The sequence below is a fragment of the Paenibacillus sp. FSL K6-2524 genome (assembly GCF_038005525.1).
GTDB classification, from domain to species: domain Bacteria; phylum Bacillota; class Bacilli; order Paenibacillales; family Paenibacillaceae; genus Fontibacillus; species Fontibacillus anaericanus.
Window position 1 is genome coordinate 3,429,806 of the sequence record NZ_JBBOSP010000001.1, and the last position, 21,560, is coordinate 3,451,365.

Sequence of the window (21,560 nt, forward strand, 5' to 3'; positions counted from 1 at the left end):
AATCAACCTTCTTAGAAGATATGGTCTAGTCTTTGTCCAATATGTCAGACGTTATATGCTCTCCTGCTTTAATGCATCGATAATGTTTTCTTTCTTAACTTTAGAGCTGGAGTACAGCATAGCTGAGCTGACTAGAAGGAATACCGCAATAATTACGTATACAATACTTTTCCATGGAAGAGTGAATTCATAATTAAAACTGTTCATGAGTGATCTGTGTACCAAATACATGACGAGAACGCTAATCGGAAGCCCATAAAGCAATGACTTTATCCCATAAAATATACTTTCATAATTAATCATTTTATTAAAACCCTTGGGTGTCATCCCAATTGACTTAAGCATCGCAAATTCACGTTTGCGAAGGGATATGCTTGTGGAGATCGTATTAAAGATATTAGCAATAGAGATCGACGTAATTAATGCGATAAATCCGTAGGTAAATACCGACATCAACATGATCATTTGTTCATCTTGTTGTCTAATTTGAAAAACATTAAGTACATACATATTGCTTTCAACTAATTCTTCGATTCCTTGTTGAGTTGCTAAGGGATTATTACTTTTCAGATAAAAGGCGGTCTGAATGTCAAAGTTTTGCTTATCAATCAACATTTGATTCATAACGGTTTCGGAAACTACAATATTCAATCCACCTAGTCCTGCTGGATAAATCCCCATAGGTAGTTGATCTGTCAATGCAGCAACTTCCACCTTGGTTAAAGGTTTATCTTCACCTGTTTGGTTTTCTACATACGTTAAATCAAGACTTTGGCCAATCTTCGTATATATAGCCTTTGTTTCAACATACTTCTTCGCTACTTCATCTTCATATCTGGTTGTATCAATCACAATTGCATTGAGTTGATTCGGATCTTGAAGATGTTCGTACTTTGCACCAATTGCTGTTGTATAAGCTTGCAGACTTTCATCACTTAGTGCATTGATAATAACGTAGTAAGGATATTTCCCATCTGTAAGTAAACTCTTATCATTTTTAACCATCTCTTGCAATTCAGGTGCGATCACAGCTTCCTCAATTTTAGAGTATGCATGCAGATTTTTAATAACGTTATATTCCGTAATATCATCCAAACTTAAGATCGATTTTAATAATCGATTAGATTTATCAGCTGGTTCGTTATACGTGGATACCTGAATATCATAATTTACACCCTCCTGTGAGAGTTCCAGTGATTTATGCAAGTTGGAGGTGAAAAAGGATACCGCTAGGAACAAAACAATACTGATAATAAGGGAAAACACGGTTGCCTGGTACCTGCGTTTGTTCCTCTTTAAGTTTTTCAGTCCTATTTCTGCTTCGATACCGAATAGTTTACGAACCAATTTGGATGTCTTGACTGCCTTGCCCGTCAGCTTAACATCTGTAGTCTGCCGGATCGCCTCAATTGCAGAGATCTTAGAGGCTTTTCTTGCAGGGAGATATGTTGAAATAAATATCGTTAGCATCGAAACACCACAAGCGATCAATATGGACCATGGTGTAACGATCACAGTTAGCTGTTCTGTTATTCCGAGTGCACCTTCGATAATCGAATTAATAAACAAAAAGGTGATACCAATCCCCACAAGTCCGCTAATAATCCCAATGGGAATGCTGATCAAGCCGATGATAACTCCCTCAAAGAACACGGAATTTCTCTTTTGCCTTTTAGTAGCACCCACACTCGAAAGCATACCTAAGTGCCTTGCACGTTCCGAGACGGAAATAGCGAACGCATTATATATTAATGAAACAGAGCCAATAATAATGACCGCCATAATGATCACCGACATTGACATAATTAAGCCTTGTAGACTGTCATCATTCGTTATGCCATAATAACGCAATAAATCGTTGTTAAATGCTATGGATTGCTTATCTATCTTATTTTCTTGCGCTACATCCTCTGCATGAGAATATAGAGACTTCTTGACCTTATTTAGCACAACTGTCGCATGAACTGTATCGTCCGCACCCATTATATTCTCATCCACATAACTAATGACAGTATATCCAGGTGCCCATGTCGGTTCCCAAGTAGGACGATCTATTATGCCAACAACCGTATAAGTAGCTGTTGTAGTATTTCGTAACGTTTCAGTTAATTCACCATTCTCAGCTTGTAATGAATTATGCTGCACTAATACTTGATCATTACCCTCACTATCGACCCCTAATCGTTCTCCAATATCAAGAGTTAGCGTATCCCCGATTTTGTACTCCACTTTGGCCGTTTTCGCAATTTCCTCTGAAATTACTATCTCATCATTAGCTTGTGGGAGCCTTCCTTTATTCAACTTGATTGGAAATTGTTCAAACCCTTGAGTATTATACTCTTTGATAAACAAATAAGGTTTATTGTCATTTTGACTCCCTTTTAATAGGGAAAATCCACGATCTCTTGAAATGACAAGCTCTTTTGTGGCGTCATCAGCCTTAATCGCTTCAAGTTGAGTCTTATTCACATCTTTGTATAGGACATGCCACTCCCCATTCGTAGCAATGCTTTGTCTTTGCATGAGTCCCATGAAAGAGACACCAAGTGTAGCGACAGCTGTCACCATGGCTACGGAAATAATAACTCCGATAATGGTTATAAGCGTTCGTCGTTTATTTTTCTTCAAGTGTCTTATCGTTAGTTTGTTGACAATATTCATGGACGAATCACCTCGTTATTGGCAATCCTTCCATCTTCAATGGTAATGACTCTATCCGCTTGCAGCGCAATTCGTTCATCGTGAGTGATAACGATTAGCGTCTGATTAAAGGTTTTATTAAACATTTTTAGCAAGTCAATGATCTCACTACTATTCTTACTATCCAAATTACCGGTTGGCTCGTCCGCCAGCATAATAGCAGGATTACTAATTAGCGCACGACCAATCGACACACGCTGCTGTTGTCCACCTGACAACTGGTTAGGCAGATGATTTAAACGATCTTTCAGATTTAGAATCTTCACGATATCAGCAAATTGCTTCTTATCTACCCGATGTTGATCCAGCAACAAAGGAAGCGTAATATTCTCTTCTACCGTTAGGACAGGAATCAGGTTATAAAACTGATAAATCAACCCTATTTGTCTGCGTCTAAAAATCGCCAGTTGAGTTTCGTCTAAGTTATAAATATCCGTGTTATCGACGAATACTTTCCCGCTTGTAGGTCGATCCACACCGCCCAGCATGTGCAAAATCGTTGATTTACCCGAACCTGACGGGCCGATAATGGCAACGAATTCCCCTTTTTTCACTGAAAAGGATACATCATCAAGCGCCTTAACCGCAGTTTCGCCTTTACCATATGTTTTAGATAGATTTTCAATTGTTAAAATATCCATTATATTAGACCTCCATTTTGATTATGAGATCAGTATATCGGTCTATAATGACTTTCAAGTGACTGTAATGTGACTAGATAGTCACTTTATAAAACTTAATACGAAATTGCGTACCTTTTTCCTTCCCGCTCTTCACTTCGATGTCTCCGTTTTGACTTGTAATGATGCTGTGAGACAAGGCAAGTCCTATTCCGACGCTATCCTCACTTGCATTCTTACCTTTATAGAAACGGTTAAAAATATAAGGTATGTCCTCTTTAGGAATTCCTTTACCGTTATCAGCAACGATGATCTCAGTAAACAGGGCATTTTCTGAAAAAGAAATGTTGATTTCTCCACCTACATGAGTGTGCTCTACGCAGTTTTTTAGAATATTGATCATAGCTTCGGCCGTCCAATTGAGATCACCAATAAAAGTGGCGTTATCTTCACCAGTAACGGAAAGCTTTTGCTCCTTGATATCCATCGGAATCAGAACAGGTTCTAATGCTCTTTGAATAAGTTTCTTCACTGTGATTTGATCATGCTTAAATAACGCGGTTCCCGCATCGATTTTTGAAAACTTTAATAATGACGAAACGAGCCAACCGATCCGCTCGAGTTGGATACGGATATTGCGAGTGAATTCTCTTCTTTTCTCTACTGGAAGTTCGGGATTACTCAACAGGTCTGCCATCATTGTCATAGAAGTAAGTGGAGTTTTGAGTTGATGAGATATATCTGAAATTGCATTGGTAAGCTCTATTTTTTCTTGTTGTAGTAACGAACTCTGTTCGGAAAGCATCAAAGTCACTTTATAAATATCGTTCTTCAGAATACTAAGCTCACCCTCCTGATTGTCACGCACATCAAGAGAATAATCCCCACCACTAATCTGCCGTAAATATCCCGAAAGTTTCTCGATTTCACGGTATCTCCATCTCGTAAATACTAGACAGCATCCGATGAGCAAGGTAGAAGTAATAAGAGTAAGTACTAAGGTCATAGGTGAAATTACAGCTGCAATAATTACCGCTACAATACTGATTAAACACATCATGAGGAGAAGCACTCGGTACTCTCTATTTCGTAGCATATCAATCACCAACCTTATAACCTAAGCCACGTACGGTTTTGATGATCGAGGGCTCTTGAGGATTTTCCTCCAACTTTTCCCGTAACCTTTTTATATACACTGTTAATGTATTATCATTCACGAAGTCCCCTGCCACATCCCAAATTTGCTCTAACAACTGATTTCTGGAGAGAATTTGTCCGATATGATTAGCAAAGATAAGTAATAAACGATATTCCAGCGCGGTTAATGTAATCTCATTTTCATTCTTATAAACTTTTCCTTCAAGCGTGTTAATCCGGATATTGTCTAATTCAATGATCGGTTTAGGTTGATTTTGTTTATGGTATCTCCGCAATACAGATTTAATGCGCGATAACAACTCACGAATTCGAAATGGCTTTGTTATATAATCATCTGCCCCCATATCTAGGCCCATCACTACATTGACCTCATCATCCACTGCGGTTAAGAAAATGACAGGGATATCACTCCTTGCTTTCACCATCTTACATAATTCATAGCCACTCCCATCCGGAAGTGATAAATCAAATAAACATAAAGTGAAAGTAACCAGTTCCACTTCGATCACCGCTCTGGCAGATGTAAAGTCATGACAAAGCACGGTCTCAAATTGATCTTGTTGTAGTGAATACTCAAGTCCAGATGCGATTGTTTTATCATCTTCTACAAGTAAAATTTTCATATGAAATGATCATCCTAACTTTCGGTATAGAAATATTGGGTTTGGTTAAATTACACTCATCTCAATACGAGAGGAGAACTTGCAATGAGTAAGAAAATAATCTTGTCTGCCTTCGTTCTACTTATTTGTATTACCATGAATCTAAGTGTTTACGCTAAAACAGATTTACCAGTAACAAAGGATACGGGAAAATGGGCACTCGTGTTAAGCAAAAGTGATATTCCATCGCACCAACCTGACAAATTTAATAGTTACAAACTGACCATCACGAATCTATATCATGAAATTTTATATACTTCGTTCGAACTTTATCGTCCTGATCGGAATCGAAATCTAGAGATGATTATGCTTATGGATCCAGTAAAGTATCGAATTAAATCCTATGAAACAGTTACATTTATTAACTTTAATATAGCTAATTACGCAAATGAAATGGAAGTTGTTATCAATTGGATAGATAAAAATAATAGAAAACATAAGCAAAATATAGTATTTACTAATATCCAATATTAATGTACACGGGGTAGGGCTATCAGAGAATTAGTTAAATTTCTCCTCATAAACGACCTTGCCCTCCTGATCTAATCCTTGAATGGATTTCCAGTGGGAATTTAGATCTTTATCGTTCCATATGAATAAGAACATTCTGTCTTCGTTAATTTCCTGGCTCATTGTGGAAAGCGTTCTTGCCTCTTTATTGTCGACACTGTCAGTTTCTGTATACAAAACGACTGTTGTAATTTCAGGGTCAGATACGTACCCGTAAAACTGTGCTAAAGTAAGCTTCTTATCTCGTTCCGAGACACTCCAACTGTAGGTGAGCGGCTTACTACTGTCGATCCACACACCGCCAACTCCCCCGCCTGGATGCCATCCAAGCCCTCGTTTAATCACTGTATCTGACGAGAACCACTCTTTGTAAACTCCTAAATAAACTGTAGTGTTACCGCCAAAAGGAACTACCTTTACGATTTTTGATGGTCCATAGTGATAACTTCTTTCGGAAAGCTCATGTGCCTTAGTTGGTGTTAAACTTCCCATATATGGGTTATATCCTCTGAAGAATAAGAAAACAAACAGAATAGCAATACACCATTCCACGATAAGAATAACAGTCTTTTTACTCATTGCCCCTCACCATCCTTCGCCAGGGGAATATTTATTTCTGCTTGCCGATCATACCACTCATATTTAAGGGTAATGCTCCCTAAGGGTTCGTTCATTTCGTTAAAAGAAATAAAGCCCGTTTCGCCTCTCCCTGTACTACTTGAGCTGTGTTGCATAAGCTCTTCTCCATTAGAATTAATTAACTTAATCGCTGAATTTGGAAAGGACCATCCACCCGGATCTTGTTTGCTAATGGAATAGTGAAGGACAGTCTTCTTAGAAGTTAGGTAAAGCTCCTTAGCTGTGAAAATATCCCCATCCATATCTATTTTCTTATTCAATGTATACTTGGTAACGGGTCCATCGTGATTTAATGACTTAATGAATTCTTTGTCACTACTATTCGATACGATAAGACTAATCGCTTGTATAATCAGCAATAATCCGAAAATAACAATAATCGATCTTCTTATGATAGTTCCTGCTATTGCTACAATTCTCATTTGTCAGACTCCTTTGTGAACCGTTTTTATGCAACGATCAACCTAATCACTTCCATAATTTATAATACCATACTTCGGAATTGATCCTTTTCGTATTAGTTGCACAACAAAAAAACCAGTCAAAACATTTAAAATGTCTGACTGGTTATAAATACACTCTATACGCTTCGATTAATCATTTGCCTGCTACAGCTTGATCCACCTTGTCTTTGAAAAACATTTTTAATAATGGTGGTGTAACCAGCGTTGTTAAGATGACCATAATGACTACGGAAGTGAAATATTGCGGCAACAATAAACCGGCTTGTAAACCTGTTGAAGCGATAATTAGGGCTACCTCTCCTCTACTTACCATACCTGAGCCGATAATTAGTGAAGACTTAGAATTAAACCCGGTTAAGCGTGCGCCTAGCCATCCTCCTAATAACTTAGTTACACATGCAATTATTGTGATAACGATCAAGAACCCCCACTGTTGACCTAACCCCTCGAACGAAACATTGAGTCCAATACTCACAAAGAATACAGGAACAAAAATGGAATAAGCGATCGGTTCAACTTTTTCCTCTACGGTATGTTTATAATTGGTTTGTGAAATTGCAATCCCTGCTGCAAATGCACCGATAATTCCTGCCATCTGTAGAGACTCCGCAAAGTAAGCAAAACCGAAACATATAAACAACGCAGCGGAGATCACCGCTTCTGTGACTCTTAAGGGTGCCATCCATTTCATGACCTTTGGTACGACATACCAACCAGCCAAGAATGTAACAATGAAGAACAGAGCTTTTTTACCTATTAGAAGAGGAATAGAAATGTCATTTCCAGTTCCGACTAGACTCATCATGACCGCAAGTAATATGACGACAAGTACATCATCGATCACTGCTGCGCCAAGGATAGTTGTTCCTTCTCTAGAGTTTAACTTGTTCATTTCCTTTAATACTTGAACAGAGATACTAACTGAAGTTGCACAGAATATTACACCGAAGAACAAGGCGTAGTTTTGACCAAAACCAAAGGCAATTGCAGCGCTATATCCCCCAATGAAAGGAAGGATAATTCCACCAACAGCAACAGCAAAAGCTGATTTCCAATTTTTCTTAAGTTGGTCCAAATCGGTTTCTAAACCTGCAATAAACATCAGAAGAAGAACACCAATCTCGGAAAGTTCATCAATAAAACTACTATTCCCAATCCAACCAAGTACCGCTGGCCCTAATATGATACCGACAATTAGTTTCCCTAATACAGCTGGTTGACCAATACGTACGGATAAGTCCCCTGCAACCTTTGTGAAAAATATAATTAAAACTAAGTACAGAATGAATTCCATGAGCAAACCTCCAGATGTTGTTGTATTCTTATTGTGTCCTGAAAACCAACAATCATGATCCCCCTTTCGCACATGCCGACAAGTTTAATGTCTTTTTTTGGACAAAAAAATAGAAGGAGCCCTTGGTGACTGGCTCCTCCATAATTACAATTACAAATATGCTGTTGTTGTTATTATAATCATACACAAATATTACGACTGGCGCAAGATCATTACTTGGCGGCTACACAGTTTCTACAAAGAAAACACATATTCACGCGTTATAATTTAGGTTGAAATGAATGACTCAACCTGGAGATGACATATGATTGTTCACAAGTTTAAAAAAGGTGATATCGTCCTAATCGCTGTGATTTTATTGTTTGCATTGATTTTCATGGGTATAAGGTGGTTGCAGGATACAGACCAGAGTTACATTAACGGAAATTACTCTGCAACGATAAAGATAGATAATGAAATTTATAAAACAGTTGAACTCACAACAGAAACACAATATGTAGAAATCAGAAATGATCGCGGGTATGACATTTTGAAAATTCGCGATAATGGAATTGAAGTTGTCGAGTCAGATTGCCCACAAAAGATTTGCTTTACCTTTGGATTGATTACTAAACCGCGTGAAACCATCATTTGTATTCCAATGCGCATGGTTATTGAAATTAACGGAACGCCGGTGGATACAGATAATGAAATTGATGTTATCGTTCAATAGGTGGTATACGAAGTTATAATTAATGCTTTTTCTTGCCCATCATTAATGGCATCAGTATTAGATGGGACAAAGGACAGATCAATAATATTAGGTACGGCATTATATTAGTACTTGTGTCTGTAAGTAGATTTGCTAGGAGTATTGCGGCAAATAATCCAATTGGCAACACGCAACATAATATCATCATCCAATTCCGCTTTTTTATCGGATGAGGTTGGTTCATGTTCCCTTTTTCTTGATCCTTCTTGGTATGATCGTGATTTCCACAGCAATTCATCACTCTTCGACCTCCCTTAGTATCCTATGTGAATTATTGTTTCAATTTCTGAATTTCCTCTTTCATGAGTTCGTTTTGTGCTTTTAACGCACTTAACTCTTCCTGATTCGCTTGCTCTGTTTCTGACTGTTTTGATTTTGAACCATGACCGTGCATTCCTCGCATACCAAACATCATAACTATCATCATTAGCGGACATGCCAGTACAAATAACCAAGACCAATCCATAAGTGTTACCTCCTAAGTAGTACTATCTTCTTGATATATTTATTCTAACTATGGTTTGTGTGGAAATAATGTAGAAACAACGCAGATTGCACGGGCTTTAGAAATCCACAAAAAAAGAAGCACGATTCTTCCGAATCATGCTTCCCTCTTCTGCTACATTATTGATCTTGCTTACATCATGTTGCCTGATTGCATCATATTGTCTGATTGCATCATGTTACCTGACTGCATCATGTTACCTGATTGCATCATATTACCCGATTGCATCATACCTCGTGAATCTGGATTTTTCACGTTGTCGTTACCACGGTCATGGCATGATTGATACATATCGTTCAACTGTTGTTCATTCATATTTGGATGTACTTCTTGCATATGTGGGAGCATGTCCTCAAAATTTCCTTCTGTGTCCTGATTATATCCCGTTGCAAAAACAGCACTGCCAATACTCAATGATAATGCAATCACACCTACAGCTGCTAATACTTTCTTCTTCATCTTAATTGCCTCCTAGATATCATGGTGTCTAATCTATGTTAATTATACTAGGTAAATGTCAAGAAACTATGAAGAACCCTACTTCCCGCTACATAATCTATAGTAATGATATTTCTCATCTTCTATCTCAGTAATCCCAACAGATTCGAAACCGCTTTTTTGTATGACTCTATTTGAGGGAATATTATGAGTTAAGGCTAAGGCGACCAGTTCCTCCACATCGGTATTTTCAAATAAATAATTAACCATGCCCTGTACTGCTTGAGTCGTGTAACCCTTGTTTGAATATTTGTTGGAAATAGCATACATAATTTCTCTGTTCGGTGGTGGTAATTCCTCTTTGATCCCAGAACAACACCAACCGATAAATTCTCCGGTTTCCTTTGATATAACCGCAAGACGTAGACGGAGTTCCCCGATGGCCCCACCTTCTGCTACCGCTTTCAAAAACTGTTTGTTTTCTCCTATTTCATAATTAACGAGCCAATCAAGTCGTTGCTCCTTAGGTGCATTCCAATCGGGCAAAAATTCTAACACCTCGGGTTCGCAAGTAATAGCGTACATTGCATCTATGTCCTCTACTCTATACTCACGCAAAATAATATCTTTACATTCAATCGTAAAATCCTTGTACATTTTCTCTCCCCCCAAATACAAGTCAACGCTTACCTCTTTTAACAATAAGGAAGTATATAACAATAATTATACCGATTAATGCCATGATATATATACAAAATTTCCCGGCATCCCGCCCAAATTGAACCAACGACATGCCTCCAAATGAGTTTGCCGGTACCATCATGCACATCAAGCCCATCGCCATAATTATGATGGCCAGTAGCCACTCGGACTTTTTCACGTATGCTCCCCCTGTTCATCTCGCATAAATCTGATTTCAAAGCGGGTTCCGATACCGATTGTACTGGTGACTAACATCTCTCCTCCTTGTAGTTCTAGCAATCTTTTGGCGATGGATAAACCGAGTCCAGTTCCCCCATGTAGCCTTGATCGAGACTTCTCTACCCTATAGAAGCGTTCAAAGATGAGAGGTAACTCGTCCTCCGGAATACCTATTCCCGTATCTTCTACTGCTATGTATACATAGGTTGGCTCCTCTTGTAAGTAGACATTGATTTCACCTTTCTCCGTATAACGAACTGCATTCTCCAACAGATTGATCAGAACTTGTTCTGTACGAAGTCCATCTCCATAAATCAAGGGAATACTACGACTGATATGTGTATTCAACTGTAATCCTTTATCGTTCGCTTTTAATTGAATTTTACGAACCGCGTTGTCCGTGATCTCCGTAAGATCAATCCATTCCGATGAGAGGCTAATTTTTCCTTCCTCCATTTTCGCCAATTCAAACAAATCGTTCACTAAATGTTGTAAGCGAAGGGATTCCTGGTGAATGATATCGAGATACTGATCTCTCTCTTCGTCTGTATCATATAAGCGATCCTTAACTACTTTTGAATATCCTTCTAGATAAGTAATCGGAGTCCTTAGTTCATGGGATATATTTGCAAAAAACTCCTGTCTTGTATCCCTGTATCGTTGCAGGTCTTCTGCCAAGTTATTGATCGCCTCAGCTAAGGATCCAATTTCATCATTACTGTTAATACTTAATCTCGCATCCAAATCACCCACGGCGATTTTGCGTGTCACATCCCGCATTTGAAGCAACGGTCTTGAGAGAATTTGCGCTATAATCCAGATGATTCCTAAAGCCAAGAGGAATGCTCCGACTCCTGAGAGAACTAATAGTTTGCGGACCGCAGATATCGAGGAATCCATATGCTTCGTCGACGACAATACATACAAAGAAGAAGTGATTTCTTGTTCGCTTTCAGTTGGAATAGGCCTTGCTGCTACGAAGTAACGTTCGCCGTCTTTATTGGTGTACTCGAGACTCACTGCATTACCTGTGAAAAGAGTCTTCACATCCCCAGAACGAATAAAAGAGGTGTCCGATGGATCGATTTCCCCTGAATGGGCTTGAATATTTCCCTTTTCATCAATATATACAATACTCACATTTGAAAAATCTGCGAACTTAAGTAACATCCTATCTGTAGATATATTGGGGGATTCGGCCATCATCGTGAAATGTGTAGTTAGTTCATCAACTTCTGTTCGCTTTTCAGTATTATAAAAATTCGTAAACATACGATCAATGGCCAAACCAAGTGAGGTCAGGACAAGCACAAATACAGACAAGATTACTAGTCCAAGCTTAAATCCAATTCTATTCCTTCTCACTCAGTACACCACCTCGATTAAACTTATATCCAACACCCCATACGGTTTGAATTGGATTATATGGAAGCCCCGCCTTGAGCGCCTTATCTCGAATGTTCTTGATATGTGTATCAATGACACGGAATTCTCCGGCATGTTCATAGCCCCATAACAAACTCACAAGTTCTTCTCTGTTAAATACACGTTGCTGACTCTTAGCAAATGCCAGGATTAAATCGAATTCCTTTTGCGTGAAATCAACCTGAAGATCTTGAATATATACTTCACGAGCTTCTGGCAAAATCCGAATACCTTGAAGCTCTATTGTCGGTTCTTGTAGCTGGACAGAGGAATGTGTAATAGCTGACCGTCGAATGATGGAGTAGACCCGGGCAATAAATTCTTCCGGTTCGAAAGGTTTGGTTAGATAATCGTCAGCCCCAATTCCCAGTCCATACACCTTGTCTTTCGTTTCTGAACGAGCCGTCAGCATCAGAATGGCGACCTGATCATTCTCGCGAATCGCTTTACATACCTGCCAACCATCCATATCGGGTAACATTACGTCTAATATAATAATGTCAAAAGCATGCTTTCCCGCTAGAGATAAAGCTTCATGGCCGTTAGAGGCCTCCTTCACTTCAAATCCTTCCTTCGTTAAATAGATCCGTAATAAATTCCGCATATTCCATTCATCATCTACCACTAAGACTTGAAGTTTTGACACGTAAACACCTTCCCTTAACTATCTTAACAAATAACAATACAATACATTATAGCTTAAATAAACAAACGTCCACAGCGACACTCCAGTGAAAAAGAAAACACGATTCGATTGAACCGTGCTTCTTTCCCTTACTACAGTACACTTGAACTAGTGATGCATACCTGGCATGTTCTCATGTCCTTCGCCTGATTTTGAAACGATTTCTAGCATGTTGTCTATTTCCCCTTGACCTTTGAGGCTAATTGATTTCTCAGATCCAATTAACCATGCATGATTATACGGTCCTTCTGTCGGAGACTGATCATATTTAGGTTGCAGAGACATTACATAATTCATAACCGATTCAGGCATGGCGTCTTTGTCCGTCCAGAGCAGTGGAGCATGTTTTCCTAAATGGGAAAAAGGTGCACCCGCTAAGGCAAAAGCAGGCGTATCGGAATTCACAAACGAAAAGTTGTGCCCAGGTGTAGTAATTCCCCACCCAAAGCCTGTTGTCTTGTCTTTAAACTGTGCAAAGGCTATAGCGTTTGCGTAAGGATCATCTCCTGATATGCGTACGGTTTGACCGTATTGTTGGAGTTCTTTCTCTACCTTTGTCGTAATAACGGACTCTGGACCAAGGATATAAATGTTCGCGTTGCCACCTCTCGTTTGTAGAGCTTCAACCGTCTCTAGTGGGATCTCATCCTTATTCACATAAAGCAATGGTTCAGGCATATGCGCGATCCAATTGATCGCAGGCATGGTATATTCCTGACTCTCCATCGATCCAATGACCACTGAAGAGGGATTCTCTCCTGCTAAATTCGTGTAGTAAGCATCTATAGCCTTGGCTAAGGCGGCTGGATTGTCACCCGTTACCTTATCGATCTTGAACCCAAGGTCTTTGGCTTGATCCTCAACATTCTGATCCAGATCACCAACGAGGATCACCTGAACCCCATTGTTGATTTCCACACCTTTAGGCTGAAGCCGTTTGATTTCACTGGCTGTAGCAGCTGGGATTCCATTCTTAGTCACGAACAAGATTGGTCCATTGCTCGGATGATGAATTAAATCGGCACTAGCCACTGCATTTTGCCAGTTATCCGGGTCGGTAAGAATAATGCTTCCCGGTCGGTTGTCCTTGCTTGTCGCCATCCATAACGATTGGGACACAATCACCGCGGCTTCCACAGGATCGCTTGTATTCACTCGGGTCGTGTTCTTAGATGCAATCCAAGGCTTCACGACTTGAATATTACTCTCTTTGGTTTGTTCTCCAGTGTCGGCAGATTTGTTGTTACTTGCTTTACTTGTACATGCTGATAAAACAAATACAGCGGCGACCGTAACTAATCCAACTTTAAAAGCCTTTTTCATAAATCTCCCACCTCCTGTTTCCTTATGAGTTATCTGTATTTTCAAAATCAGTGACATCTAATACATTTTAACCCTCAATTTTGTGGAAACTGTGTGGTTATATAGAAATTCTCAAGCACTTTTGCAAAAAAAAGCACGCACCGATGAAGTATCGGTACGCACTGTCATTAAAGCTTTATTTTTCAGGATTCCTGCAAATATACGAATAACTTGATTTTCTTCGGTTACGCTTGATTAAGAAAATGCTGAGTTATATTACTCAAATAATCTTCATCATCGCAATCTTCCTTCATTTGAATGAGCATCTTAGCATCCTCACCAATAACATAGCGGAATTGGTTTGTACCATCTGTTGCTGCTTGAAATATAGCCTCAGCAACCAGTTCTGGGGGCGAAGCATAGGTTGGGGATTTTTCCATCTCAGACAATTTTCCCAAAAATGTAGTTGTAAACTGTTTATAGTCCGTTAGTGAATCATCAAAATAGAACTCCATCGATCTTCCACCAAAGTCCGTATGTATTGCTCCTGGTTCAATCAACTTTACTTTTATGTTTTGTGATAACAGCTCATAAGATAATGATTCAGATAAGCCCTCAACCGCAAATTTAGTTGAATGATAAAGAGACATGGTAGGAAAGGTAACTATTCCTCCCATAGAAGAAATATTAATCAGCATTCCTTCTTGATTAGATCTATAATGCGGCAGCATCGCTTTAGTCATATTGATCAAACCAAAAACGTTCACTTCAAATTGCCTTCTAATCTGCTCATCAGTAGCTGCTTCAAGGATTCCCATCGTTCCATAACCCGCGTTATTTAGAAGTACGTCAATTTTACCAAAATGCTGAATTGCTTTGGTTACCGCATTTTGAATCGTTTCTTTTTTCTCTACATCAAGCTTGAGCACTAATACATTATTTAATGGCATGAATTCAATTTCTTTTTCCGGAGTTCGCATGGTTGCAACTACATTCCATCCTCTTTCAGCAAAGTGTCTGACTGTAGCTCTCCCAATTCCTGATGAAGCACCCGTGATAAATATTGTTTTCATTTCATAATTCCTCCTCTAAAGTTTGTTAGCATTAATTTAATTAACACTGCTCTTCTTCTCTTGAGCTAACTTCTCTATGCTAAACAATCCTTGGGCGATCGTCTCAAGTTTAGCCTTATATTCATTTATCCCAATCTGGATACATATGATCTGAGCCGGATGCATTTCATCTCGATGAAGCGAATACCTCTCACTTAATTGATTTAAATTACTTTGCGCTTGCTCTTGTACTTGCTTTAACCAGGCAATCACTTTGTCGTACCCAACAAATTCACCGAAGTAAAGCCTCATCATAAAATCCGACTTCTTAGTACTATCTTCTTCCAGTGGCCCAAGTAAATAAGCCTTGAAACACTCTCGTCCTTTATCCGTAATGTTTAAAACATTTTTGTTAGGCTTACCCTCCTGAAGTACGCCTTCCTTCGTGATCAACCCCTCCTTCTCAAGACGAGTAAGTGTGGGATAGATCGTTCCATAGCTTGAACCATAGAAATATGAGAAAACATCTTCTAGCAACTGTTTTATCTCGTAACCAGTCAACGACTCTTTCATAAGCATGCCTAAAATAACATCCTGACTGTTCAAATCATAACCTCCACTTGAGTATTTAGAAATAATTGTATATCACAATACACACTATATCAGTCTGATATATATCACGTCAATATATATATTTAAAAAAATAGCAGCATCTGGGATCATGTAAGATCCGAGAATGCCGCTGTTTTGATTTTAACTGTCCTATTTTCATACCATACTATTTCGAAATTTCACCTCGCCAAGAGCCTATACCACCTTGCAAATGGTTTAGTCTCGTGTAACCATTCTTGCGAAGGATTAGTGCCGCATTCTTACTCCGCATACCGCTTTTACAATATAAAAAGATATCCTGATCATTCGGTATGTCATTGATATAGTGACTAATTTGAGATAGAGGAAAGTTCTTAGCCCCTGGAATATGTCCATTCTTATACTCACTTGGTTCGCGGACATCAATAAGCATCCGGTCTGAAGATTGTTCAATCTCACGCTGGAATTCCTTAGCTTTTAATGTTCTTAGTCCCTTCGTCGGACCAAACCGAATGTATATAAAAATCAAGAGGAGAACAACTACGAAAATATTATTAAAAATTGAGCTATTCAAATGATTCTCACCCTTTCTTCTACCTTTCACTTCATCGTCTATATGACTTAAGCGCAATATCGGTCATTCATCGCATACAACTGGTTAAAACCTCGACTTTTTAAAAATCGTGCTGCTCTCTTGCTGTTATAGCGACTGCTCGCTAGGATGAGTACTGGTTCCTCTGAAGAAAGCTCCTTCTCCCAGACAAAGGGTAATCGTCCCAAGGAAATATTAATCGAACCTTCTATATGACATTGTGCAAAATCTACAGCGTCGCGGACATCAAGCATTTTCATGGTATTAGTTTGAATTGTTGAAGTGTCTGTAAGTACCTGTTTATCTACAAAAATGAGCTGGCGAACAGGCCAGTTCATTCTTATTATCCCAATTATTACACCGCTAACAAGTAGCAGTAGAAGAATGGGCATCTGTCGTCATCCTCCTTGTAATAAGATGTCCTTGTCCGATCAAGTTCCACGAATCTTAACCTAAATCAATTCATCATTCCAGCTCATAAGTCCACCTGTCATATTTACAACATCAAACCCATGCTCGCTCAACAATTCACAGGCAAGTCCACTCCGTCCACCGCTTCTGCAGACAATGATCATCTCTATATCCTTATCAAGTTCATCAAGTCTTCCTGTCAATTGTCCAAGTGGGATATGCTTAGCACCAGCAATATGCCCATCTGCCCATTCAGCAGGTTCTCGTACATCAATAATTACCGGGGCTTCCCCTATATTTAAACGATTGGATAGTTCTGTAGGTGTGATTTCTTTCGAAATTTGAAATGCCATTGTAATTTCTCCTTTTGTGTGGATCCGTAATATTAATTACCTTAACGACTTTTTACTAGTAACTCAATCGCTTCTTTGACAACTTTGTCAGTATCTCCGCCAGCATCTTGTTCTTCCAAAATGCACTTGTGTAAGTTTTCGGCAACAATTTGTGCCATCGCTTTATCTGCGGCGTTTCTAACAGCTGACAATTGACTCACGACATCTTTACAAGACTTGCCTTCTTCCATTAAACGAAGGACTCCACGCACTTGACCTTCGATTTTTCTGAGTCGGGTTTTCATTTCATTACTATAATTATATTCCATACTTGTCCCTCCCAAATCAGGATACGCATACCCCTATGGGTATAAGATTAAACTTAAATCCGCCTCCTGTCAAATAATTAAACTCACATCGCTTACCGTGAGAGCTTACATTGAACCGAGGCCGTAAATATTGTCCGACAACAAAAAAAGACCGCTCCTGTTGAGTGGTCTCTTACTTGTATGAAGATCGGGCAATCTAGACTACACCTAGATCTCGTAAATATCTCTTTAACACCCTTATTTATCATTCCTTAAATTATGCCGCCTAAACTAGCCCCTTTTACAAATAACCGCTCAATGTTCTTCTCAACCTTAGGATCAGCAATTAACGGTGGTGCTTGATGTGGTTTGGTACGAGCATCAATAATCAAATTATCGCAGCCCCAATGTTTATTCTCATAATAACTATTCACACCATAAATATCATGGGAAGGATTGCTTCGTGTAAATGTAGCCCATAGGAAATTACTAATTGTCGCACTCATAAATGAGCTATCGTCACAAAGAACGATCATCGGACAAGAAGGTATGGCACCTTTTTCGTGAATAGCCTTACTTAATCCGGCTAGTTCCTGCGCTACTTCAGCATAATTAGTAAATTTAGGTGCTTGAAGGACCACGACACCAGGCATTACTAGTTTCGCATTTTCATAACCTCGGATGTCTTTCAATTCAGCAGGAACTTCAGTACACAATTCTCTCTTCTTATCTCCATAAGCGGCAATAACCACTTTACTACCACTATTGATACCAGTCCCTGAATAATCAAGCGTGTCGATTGTCGTATTCGTATAAAAATGTATATCTCGATGAAGATCCAATCGTTCCAAAATGTAGGTTAAGAAATTTACTTCATGATGTGAATCAATCGGTTGATCCTCTTCTGCCGTTATAAATAAATACTTCGCCAAGCTCAGTTGACCTGTGCCTAATATCCGGTTGGCTAACGTGAGCAATTCAGCAGGTTGTTTGACTTTCTGGTAAGGCGTATACCGTTCACTACCTATTGCAAAAAGTAACGGATGCACACCTGCTGCATCCACGGCATGCACTTCTTTGACGCCCGGAATTTCCTGTTTGATAGCATCCCCTGTTAGCTCATGGATAAGCTCTCCAAATGCAGTATCTTCTTGTGGTGGTCGTCCCACAACTGTAAATGGCCAAATAGCATTGGGCTTGGCATACACTTTATGCACTTTCATAACTGGAAAAGGATGCGTGAGGCTGTAATAACCTAGATGATCTCCAAATGGTCCCTCTGGTTTCGTATCGCCGGGATGAATTTCTCCCGTTATAACAAAATCAGCATCGCTACTAATACAGTAGCCATCGACATAATTATAGCGAAAATTACGCCCAGCAAGTAAGCCAGCTATCGTCATCTCGGTTAGCCCTTCAGGTAAAGGCATGACTGCAGCAAGGGTATGCGCGGGCGGTCCTCCTACGAATATGCTCACTTTAAGGGGAGTCCCCAGTTTGTTCGCTTTCTCTTGATGGACTCCGATCCCACGGTGAATTTGATAATGTAGGCCAATATCTTTGTTCATCTCATACTCATTGCCACTGAGTTGAATTCGATACATCCCCAAATTGGAATTCATAATCCCCGGGTTGTCCGGATCTTCTGTATAGACCTGAGGTAACGTAACGAAAGCACCGCCATCCATAGGCCAGTGCTGAATCAGCGGAAGATCCGATATTTGGATCTCCTGAGCAGTAACTGGGAGGTTGCCATACTTCTTCAAAGGGAGTGCTTTGAAGGCTGCCAAGCCGTTACCGATATTTTTAAATGGATGTTTGACTGCACTCATTGGATCGTTACGTAATGCCATGACATTTTGTACGGATGTCCATGTTTGGCGGAAGATAAACTTACTGCGCTCAATAGAACCGAAAATGTTGGACGCCGCACGGAATTTCGAACCTTTTACATTTTCAAATAACAATGCCGGACCGCCAGCCTCATAAACTTTCATATGAATTGCAGCCATCTCAAGATAGGGATCTACTTCTTCTTTGATACGAACTAAATGTCCATTCTTCTCTAAGTCGATAATGCAATCTTCTAAATTACGATACATTATAGTTTAGCTCCATTCTGCATACTTGCTGAGATCCCATAAAGGAACACTTCAATGGCTTGTTTATACAATTCAAGTGCCGCCGGCATACTTGACTGGCTTGATACTTGGCTAAGACCAATGAACAAACCTTCAAATATTAGCGCAAGTCCATGTGTATCCTTGTGGTTCGATAATTCCCCACTATCAATCCCTTGTTGGATTAGGTTCTTATTAAACTCGATGTGGGATGCCATTAATGTATGAATACGTTCTTCAATATCATGTTCTTTTTCTTCCTTGTTAAAGAACTCATTAGCAGCTTTGGTGAGTGGATGATTCAAATCCTCTACCACCATATGTTCAGCGAACCCGTAGAGCTTGTCCTTGACGGTCTTGAAATGGGGTTCTTTCTCTTTCCATTTCTCGTTCCAGTCCCGCTCCCATTCATCTATTAGATAGAGGAAAAGGCCCTCTTTACTCTTAAAATGATAATAAATATTACCTTTACTACTTCCCGTTGCATTCACGATATCCTCTATCGAGGTCGCTGCATACCCCTTCTGAACAAATAAAGCACGTGCTGAATCGGCCACCCTTTTCTTGGTCTGCGAGCTTTGCAGTTGTCTCTTATTCATTGCATTCAACTCCGTCCTGGGTGATTTGTTGGAACTATAATATATAAATTATAGTCCAACTCGGAATATATTTATATAAATTGGAACAAAGCTCTCTGCAAACTAAAGCTCTGTAGGTGCTGCTTTCTTATTTCCCTTACCTTTAGCTGCCATAACAGAAAGTCCAAAACAGAGCAGTAGTACAAATGCAGCAGATACGTAAGGGAAGTTGATATTAATATCGAACAAGAGACCGGCTACGATAGGTCCCGCGATATTCCCTAAACTTGTATAGGCTGAGTTCAATCCGGCAACGAACCCTTGTTGTCCTTCAGCCATTTTCGACATTTTCGTACTGATGGCTGGACGTAGAATATCAATGGACAAGAAAACAATGAACGTCACGACCATAATCATCCAGTAGCTGTTCACAAAGAGCGTTAACAGAACAGTCAGACTAGCCATAAATAGACAAACGGAAATAACTTTATTTTCGCCAAAGCGATTCAAAATCCACCCAAAGAGGGTAAGTTGTACTACAGCGCCAGATATAGAGCCAAAGGTAATAATAATGGCAATATCTTTAGGAGTAAAGCTGAATTTATGATCTACGAACAATCCAAAGACCGTTTCATAATTTGCTAAGCCAAATGCCATAACGAATACGATGATCAAACTGAAAAAATACGGTGCCTTGTAAGAATGGATGAGTTGTTTGACAAGACTTTGGGATTTCCCCGAATCCTTCTTCAGCTGATCACGTTGTTCTTGAGTTGTAGATTCAGGCAAAATGAGTGATGTAACTAAGGCAGCTACTGCACCAGCAATACCTGCGCAGTAAAAAGGAACACGTATCCCGAACTCTGCTATAAATCCACCAATACCCGGGCCAATGATAAACCCTGTTGTAATTGCCGCATTGATGAAACCCATTCCTGTGGCTCTTTCTTCCGATGATGAGACATCTGCTACATATGCCATAACAGCAGGCATGATCAGAGCTGCCCCTATTCCCCCCATCATTCTTGAAACAAATAGAAGAAGTGACGTACTAACCAATCCAAACATTAACTCTGAGATGGCAAATATGATCATCCCAGCAACAATGATTTTCTTCCGCCCTAAAGCATCGGATAATCTACCCGCTATGGGTGAGAATAGAAACTGAGTCAATGAGAAGGCAGCTACGAGCATTCCCACAAGACTTCCGTTGATATTTAGCTCCGTCATATACTGCGGCATGACGGGTACAACAAGTCCTATGCCCATAAAGACAAGGAAAATGTTTAGCATTAATAACAGAAGGGCTCCTTTGTTCCTAGTAAGTAATTTCATCGATGAATCCCCCATTATTAAAATTAAATTCGTTTATACTGAACGTTCGTTCTGTGAAATAATATCACATGTTTTGCCGTGAAATCAATAGATATGAAAAGTATATTTTCATAATTGTAATAAGACGCAAAGACGACCGCAGTTTAATAACCGCGGCCGGTTTCAAT

At 39.5% G+C, this 21,560-nt stretch carries 26 protein-coding genes; 2 read left to right on the top strand and 24 right to left on the bottom strand.

Annotated features, from left to right (window positions below; all coding sequences use genetic code 11):
* Nucleotides 1-51: 51 nt before the first annotated feature.
* The 4 genes from NST85_RS15695 to NST85_RS15710 form a co-directional block, all read right to left on the bottom strand.
* Nucleotides 52-2,661, bottom strand: a complete 2,610-nt coding sequence (locus NST85_RS15695) for an FtsX-like permease family protein (RefSeq protein ID WP_127192831.1) — start codon at nucleotides 2,659-2,661, stop codon at nucleotides 52-54.
* Nucleotides 2,658-3,341, bottom strand: a complete 684-nt coding sequence (locus NST85_RS15700; protein ID WP_127192832.1) for an ABC transporter ATP-binding protein — start codon at nucleotides 3,339-3,341, stop codon at nucleotides 2,658-2,660. Before NST85_RS15700 ends, NST85_RS15695 begins: the two co-directional genes overlap by 4 nt.
* A gap of 73 nt (nucleotides 3,342-3,414) precedes the next feature.
* Nucleotides 3,415-4,416 carry a sensor histidine kinase gene (locus tag NST85_RS15705; protein ID WP_341189744.1) on the bottom strand — a complete coding sequence of 334 codons (1,002 nt, stop codon included), beginning with the start codon at nucleotides 4,414-4,416 and terminating at the stop codon, nucleotides 3,415-3,417.
* Between the two features lies 1 nt (nucleotide 4,417).
* The gene (locus NST85_RS15710; protein ID WP_127192834.1) at nucleotides 4,418-5,101 is read right to left on the bottom strand and encodes a response regulator transcription factor; all 684 of its coding nucleotides are present in this window, start codon (nucleotides 5,099-5,101) and stop codon (nucleotides 4,418-4,420) included.
* 84 nt (nucleotides 5,102-5,185) lie between these two features.
* On the opposite strand from NST85_RS15710, the gene NST85_RS15715 reads away from it, so the two are divergent.
* The gene (locus NST85_RS15715; RefSeq protein ID WP_127192835.1) at nucleotides 5,186-5,614 is read left to right on the top strand and encodes a hypothetical protein; all 429 of its coding nucleotides are present in this window, start codon (nucleotides 5,186-5,188) and stop codon (nucleotides 5,612-5,614) included.
* Between the two features lie 27 nt (nucleotides 5,615-5,641).
* On the opposite strand, the gene NST85_RS15720 is transcribed toward NST85_RS15715, so the two are convergent.
* The 3 genes from NST85_RS15720 to NST85_RS15730 all read right to left on the bottom strand — a co-directional run bounded on the left by NST85_RS15720 (nucleotide 5,642) and on the right by NST85_RS15730 (nucleotide 8,047).
* Nucleotides 5,642-6,229, bottom strand: coding sequence for a DUF5044 domain-containing protein (locus NST85_RS15720; protein WP_127192836.1), 588 nt, complete (start codon nucleotides 6,227-6,229; stop codon nucleotides 5,642-5,644).
* Nucleotides 6,226-6,711 carry a hypothetical protein gene (locus NST85_RS15725; RefSeq protein WP_341189745.1) on the bottom strand — a complete coding sequence of 162 codons (486 nt, stop codon included), beginning with the start codon at nucleotides 6,709-6,711 and terminating at the stop codon, nucleotides 6,226-6,228. Before NST85_RS15725 ends, NST85_RS15720 begins: the two co-directional genes overlap by 4 nt.
* Nucleotides 6,712-6,886: 175 nt before the next feature.
* Nucleotides 6,887-8,047 (bottom strand): cation:proton antiporter, encoded by a 1,161-nt coding sequence (locus NST85_RS15730; RefSeq protein ID WP_341189746.1) that lies wholly within the window; start codon nucleotides 8,045-8,047, stop codon nucleotides 6,887-6,889.
* 304 nt (nucleotides 8,048-8,351) lie between these two features.
* Between NST85_RS15730 and NST85_RS15735 the strand changes: the two genes are divergently transcribed.
* Complete coding sequence (locus NST85_RS15735; protein WP_127192839.1) at nucleotides 8,352-8,759, top strand: NusG domain II-containing protein; 408 nt, start codon at nucleotides 8,352-8,354, stop codon at nucleotides 8,757-8,759.
* A gap of 19 nt (nucleotides 8,760-8,778) precedes the next feature.
* On the opposite strand, the gene NST85_RS29340 is transcribed toward NST85_RS15735, so the two are convergent.
* The 17 genes from NST85_RS29340 to NST85_RS15815 form a co-directional block, all read right to left on the bottom strand.
* Nucleotides 8,779-9,036 carry a hypothetical protein gene (locus NST85_RS29340; RefSeq protein WP_425464348.1) on the bottom strand — a complete coding sequence of 86 codons (258 nt, stop codon included), beginning with the start codon at nucleotides 9,034-9,036 and terminating at the stop codon, nucleotides 8,779-8,781.
* A gap of 33 nt (nucleotides 9,037-9,069) precedes the next feature.
* Nucleotides 9,070-9,264, bottom strand: a complete 195-nt coding sequence (locus NST85_RS15740; protein ID WP_127192840.1) for a DUF2933 domain-containing protein — start codon at nucleotides 9,262-9,264, stop codon at nucleotides 9,070-9,072.
* Nucleotides 9,265-9,435: 171 nt separating this feature from the next.
* Nucleotides 9,436-9,762, bottom strand: coding sequence for a hypothetical protein (locus NST85_RS15745; protein ID WP_127192841.1), 327 nt, complete (start codon nucleotides 9,760-9,762; stop codon nucleotides 9,436-9,438).
* Nucleotides 9,763-9,840: 78 nt separating this feature from the next.
* On the bottom strand, nucleotides 9,841-10,398 hold the full coding sequence (locus NST85_RS15750; protein WP_127192842.1) for a GNAT family N-acetyltransferase: 558 nt from the start codon (nucleotides 10,396-10,398) through the stop codon (nucleotides 9,841-9,843).
* Between the two features lie 22 nt (nucleotides 10,399-10,420).
* Nucleotides 10,421-10,621: a hypothetical protein gene (locus NST85_RS15755; RefSeq protein WP_127192843.1), complete on the bottom strand. Its 201-nt coding sequence runs from the start codon at nucleotides 10,619-10,621 to the stop codon at nucleotides 10,421-10,423.
* Entirely contained in the window at nucleotides 10,618-12,027 is a 1,410-nt protein-coding gene (locus NST85_RS15760) for a sensor histidine kinase (RefSeq protein ID WP_127192844.1), read from the bottom strand. Before NST85_RS15760 ends, NST85_RS15755 begins: the two co-directional genes overlap by 4 nt.
* Nucleotides 12,014-12,733: a response regulator transcription factor gene (locus NST85_RS15765; protein WP_211350113.1), complete on the bottom strand. Its 720-nt coding sequence runs from the start codon at nucleotides 12,731-12,733 to the stop codon at nucleotides 12,014-12,016. Before NST85_RS15765 ends, NST85_RS15760 begins: the two co-directional genes overlap by 14 nt.
* Nucleotides 12,734-12,880: 147 nt before the next feature.
* On the bottom strand, nucleotides 12,881-14,095 hold the full coding sequence (locus NST85_RS15770; RefSeq protein ID WP_127192845.1) for a cell wall-binding repeat-containing protein: 1,215 nt from the start codon (nucleotides 14,093-14,095) through the stop codon (nucleotides 12,881-12,883).
* A 224-nt stretch (nucleotides 14,096-14,319) separates the two neighbouring features.
* On the bottom strand, nucleotides 14,320-15,147 hold the full coding sequence (locus tag NST85_RS15775) for an SDR family oxidoreductase (RefSeq protein WP_127192846.1): 828 nt from the start codon (nucleotides 15,145-15,147) through the stop codon (nucleotides 14,320-14,322).
* A gap of 36 nt (nucleotides 15,148-15,183) precedes the next feature.
* Nucleotides 15,184-15,732 (bottom strand): PadR family transcriptional regulator, encoded by a 549-nt coding sequence (locus NST85_RS15780; RefSeq protein ID WP_127192847.1) that lies wholly within the window; start codon nucleotides 15,730-15,732, stop codon nucleotides 15,184-15,186.
* Between the two features lie 172 nt (nucleotides 15,733-15,904).
* Nucleotides 15,905-16,291 (bottom strand): rhodanese-like domain-containing protein, encoded by a 387-nt coding sequence (locus NST85_RS15785; protein ID WP_127192848.1) that lies wholly within the window; start codon nucleotides 16,289-16,291, stop codon nucleotides 15,905-15,907.
* Nucleotides 16,292-16,338: 47 nt separating this feature from the next.
* On the bottom strand, nucleotides 16,339-16,701 hold the full coding sequence (locus NST85_RS15790) for a rhodanese-like domain-containing protein (RefSeq protein WP_127192849.1): 363 nt from the start codon (nucleotides 16,699-16,701) through the stop codon (nucleotides 16,339-16,341).
* A 60-nt stretch (nucleotides 16,702-16,761) separates the two neighbouring features.
* Nucleotides 16,762-17,073 (bottom strand): rhodanese-like domain-containing protein, encoded by a 312-nt coding sequence (locus NST85_RS15795; RefSeq protein WP_127192850.1) that lies wholly within the window; start codon nucleotides 17,071-17,073, stop codon nucleotides 16,762-16,764.
* 41 nt (nucleotides 17,074-17,114) lie between these two features.
* Entirely contained in the window at nucleotides 17,115-17,381 is a 267-nt protein-coding gene (locus tag NST85_RS15800) for a metal-sensitive transcriptional regulator (RefSeq protein ID WP_127192851.1), read from the bottom strand.
* Between the two features lie 251 nt (nucleotides 17,382-17,632).
* Nucleotides 17,633-19,462, bottom strand: coding sequence for a UbiD family decarboxylase (locus tag NST85_RS15805; RefSeq protein WP_341189747.1), 1,830 nt, complete (start codon nucleotides 19,460-19,462; stop codon nucleotides 17,633-17,635).
* Nucleotides 19,462-20,079: a TetR/AcrR family transcriptional regulator gene (locus NST85_RS15810; RefSeq protein WP_127192853.1), complete on the bottom strand. Its 618-nt coding sequence runs from the start codon at nucleotides 20,077-20,079 to the stop codon at nucleotides 19,462-19,464. Before NST85_RS15810 ends, NST85_RS15805 begins: the two co-directional genes overlap by 1 nt.
* Before the next feature lie 102 nt (nucleotides 20,080-20,181).
* The gene (locus NST85_RS15815; RefSeq protein WP_127192854.1) at nucleotides 20,182-21,393 is read right to left on the bottom strand and encodes an MFS transporter; all 1,212 of its coding nucleotides are present in this window, start codon (nucleotides 21,391-21,393) and stop codon (nucleotides 20,182-20,184) included.
* Nucleotides 21,394-21,560: the final 167 nt, after the last annotated feature.

Coding starts and splice junctions, on each gene's coding strand:
- NST85_RS15800 (WP_127192851.1), bottom strand. CDS start 17,381: ATGGAATATAATTATAGTAATGAAATGAAAACCCGACTCAGAAAAATC.
- NST85_RS29340 (WP_425464348.1), bottom strand. CDS start 9,036: ATGAATTGCTGTGGAAATCACGATCATACCAAGAAGGATCAAGAAAAA.
- NST85_RS15740 (WP_127192840.1), bottom strand. CDS start 9,264: ATGGATTGGTCTTGGTTATTTGTACTGGCATGTCCGCTAATGATGATA.
- NST85_RS15735 (WP_127192839.1), top strand. CDS start 8,352: ATGATTGTTCACAAGTTTAAAAAAGGTGATATCGTCCTAATCGCTGTG.
- NST85_RS15795 (WP_127192850.1), bottom strand. CDS start 17,073: ATGGCATTTCAAATTTCGAAAGAAATCACACCTACAGAACTATCCAAT.
- NST85_RS15790 (WP_127192849.1), bottom strand. CDS start 16,701: ATGCCCATTCTTCTACTGCTACTTGTTAGCGGTGTAATAATTGGGATA.
- NST85_RS15715 (WP_127192835.1), top strand. CDS start 5,186: ATGAGTAAGAAAATAATCTTGTCTGCCTTCGTTCTACTTATTTGTATT.
- NST85_RS15775 (WP_127192846.1), bottom strand. CDS start 15,147: ATGAAAACAATATTTATCACGGGTGCTTCATCAGGAATTGGGAGAGCT.
- NST85_RS15745 (WP_127192841.1), bottom strand. CDS start 9,762: ATGAAGAAGAAAGTATTAGCAGCTGTAGGTGTGATTGCATTATCATTG.
- NST85_RS15725 (WP_341189745.1), bottom strand. CDS start 6,711: ATGAGAATTGTAGCAATAGCAGGAACTATCATAAGAAGATCGATTATT.
- NST85_RS15700 (WP_127192832.1), bottom strand. CDS start 3,341: ATGGATATTTTAACAATTGAAAATCTATCTAAAACATATGGTAAAGGC.
- NST85_RS15705 (WP_341189744.1), bottom strand. CDS start 4,416: ATGCTACGAAATAGAGAGTACCGAGTGCTTCTCCTCATGATGTGTTTA.
- NST85_RS15710 (WP_127192834.1), bottom strand. CDS start 5,101: ATGAAAATTTTACTTGTAGAAGATGATAAAACAATCGCATCTGGACTT.
- NST85_RS15810 (WP_127192853.1), bottom strand. CDS start 20,079: ATGAATAAGAGACAACTGCAAAGCTCGCAGACCAAGAAAAGGGTGGCC.
- NST85_RS15770 (WP_127192845.1), bottom strand. CDS start 14,095: ATGAAAAAGGCTTTTAAAGTTGGATTAGTTACGGTCGCCGCTGTATTT.
- NST85_RS15720 (WP_127192836.1), bottom strand. CDS start 6,229: ATGAGTAAAAAGACTGTTATTCTTATCGTGGAATGGTGTATTGCTATT.
- NST85_RS15730 (WP_341189746.1), bottom strand. CDS start 8,047: ATGGAATTCATTCTGTACTTAGTTTTAATTATATTTTTCACAAAGGTT.
- NST85_RS15695 (WP_127192831.1), bottom strand. CDS start 2,661: ATGAATATTGTCAACAAACTAACGATAAGACACTTGAAGAAAAATAAA.
- NST85_RS15750 (WP_127192842.1), bottom strand. CDS start 10,398: ATGTACAAGGATTTTACGATTGAATGTAAAGATATTATTTTGCGTGAG.
- NST85_RS15815 (WP_127192854.1), bottom strand. CDS start 21,393: ATGAAATTACTTACTAGGAACAAAGGAGCCCTTCTGTTATTAATGCTA.
- NST85_RS15805 (WP_341189747.1), bottom strand. CDS start 19,462: ATGTATCGTAATTTAGAAGATTGCATTATCGACTTAGAGAAGAATGGA.